This is a genomic window from Paenibacillus sp. AR247 (genome assembly GCF_002968895.1).
In the GTDB taxonomy this organism is placed as follows: Bacteria; Bacillota; Bacilli; order Paenibacillales; family Paenibacillaceae; genus Paenibacillus_AQ; species Paenibacillus_AQ favisporus.
The window spans coordinates 1-1,919 of the sequence record NZ_PCZT01000036.1; the positions used below are offsets into that span (position 1 = coordinate 1).

Annotated in this window: 1 protein-coding gene; it reads right to left on the bottom strand. The window is 56.0% G+C overall.

Annotated elements, in window-relative coordinates:
- Positions 1-1,848: efflux RND transporter permease subunit (locus CPT76_RS35375; RefSeq protein WP_146116544.1), on the bottom strand; the 1,848-nt coding region annotated here is incomplete at its 3' end.
- Positions 1,849-1,919: the final 71 nt, after the last annotated feature.

Consider the following 1,919-nt stretch of genomic DNA (forward strand, 5'->3'; position numbering starts at 1 on the left):
GGCGATATTGTCGCCTTGGATCCACCCCCCGCCCGCGTCAAACACATCGTCGAATTGAGGCGTGAAAGTGGAGCCCAGTACCGAAGAATAAGTGGAAATTCCAGTATCCGAGGCCAGAACTTGTTCCATACGCTTTACAGCAGCATCCACTTGAGACAACGTCGTCCGTTCGGGAAATTCCAGCTGGACGTTAATTTGGCCCGTGGAATTGGCAGGTAAAAAGTTTACCGGTAGCAGGAACCCTCCGGCGATGGCACCTGCCAGCAGCACGGCAAAGACGGATATCAATCGCGCTTTCCGGAGGAAGGCCCACTGCAGGACGCGCCGGGTAACGGGTTCGAAGGCTGCGCCGGAAGCGCTAGGTCGGTCTCTTTGCCATACATAATACAAGGCGGGAACTACCAAAGCCGCTACTAGCAGAGAGGTTAGCAGAGCAATAACCACCGACCATGCGAACCCCGAAAACGCGGCACCAATCATCCCGCCGACCAAAGCGATGGGGACAAACACCGCAACGGTCGTTGCCGTCGACGATACGATGGCAGGCAGCATTTCCTTGGCCGCTTCGGATATCCGCCCGGAAGATGAAGATTTGGCTTGGCTCTGCTTGCGGTGGATATTGTCAAGGATCACGATTGTGTCGTCGATCACCCGCCCCATCGCTACGACAAGTCCCGAAAGGGTGAGAATATTGAGGCTGAATCCCATCACGTGAAGCAGCCCCGTGGTTACCAGAATGCAAATCGGCAGCGACAGCGCAATGAGCAGCGTGGACCGGATGCTGCGGAAAAAGAGAAATACGCTGACCATGGAAAATAAACATCCTAACAGCCCTTCCCGAAATAATCTGTTCAGGGAAGAGTGAACCTGCGCTCCCTGGTCAAACATGACGGAAAGCTTCACATCCTCCGGCGGGTAACCGGTCATGCCTGAGAGACGGCTGCGAATGTCCTCCGATACTTCCGTGATGTTGGCCGACGGTTTTTTGAGGATATCCATCACGACACTCGCAGCACCTCCGGTTCTGGAGATCGTCTGCTTGTCGACCAGGGAGGGTGACAAGGCCGCAACTGAGGAAAGAGGCTCGCTCTGCCCGTTGGCTCCTTGGATAGGAAGGTCCATCCAATCCGTCGCATTCGGATTCCAGCCCGAAGCCTCAAGAGGAATGGACATGACGCTGTCCGTCAGCTTGCCTTGGACCGAAGGAAAACTTACCCCGGCCAGGGACTGCCTGACGTTATCGACCGTTAATCCTGCCTTGGCCAGATCTTCCATCCGAACCGACAGAACATAGCCGTTCTTCGCGGAGCCGGTAGCCCGGACTTCACTTACGCCCGGTGTATGCAGCAGTTCATCGGCGATCTGGGCCTGAATGGTCGTTCTCAGCGTATCTTCATTCACTTTTCCTGAAGGGCTTGTAATGGTCAGCCTCATGATCGGAAAAGAGCTCGTGCTGACGCGGGTGACGGCCGGCTCGCCCGCGCCTGCCGGCAAAGCTACATCCCGCAAAGCATCGGTTACGTCCCGCTCGGCACGATCCATGGTGTAATTCAAGGGAAAATACAAGCTGATCAGAAGTCCGCCGTTGAAGCTGTTCGTCTCCAGCGATTGCAGCTCTTCCACGCCCCGGACCGCCTGCTCGATCGGCCTCGACACGGCGTGTTTGATCTCCTCGGCCAGGAAACTGGGGGCATGAACCGTGATCATGAGCGTAGGATTGTTGATCGGCGGGAGGTAGTCCCGGTGCATACGGTAAGCGGATACTCCCCCCCAAGCCAAGATGATCGCCAGCAGGATCAGAATCAGCACCGTTCGTTTCATCGCTGCCTCGATGAGTCTGTTCATCATTACTCAGCTCCTTGTGGGATAGACGAATGCAGACAATCCCCCATGCTCCTGAACGGAACGATGGGGGAATA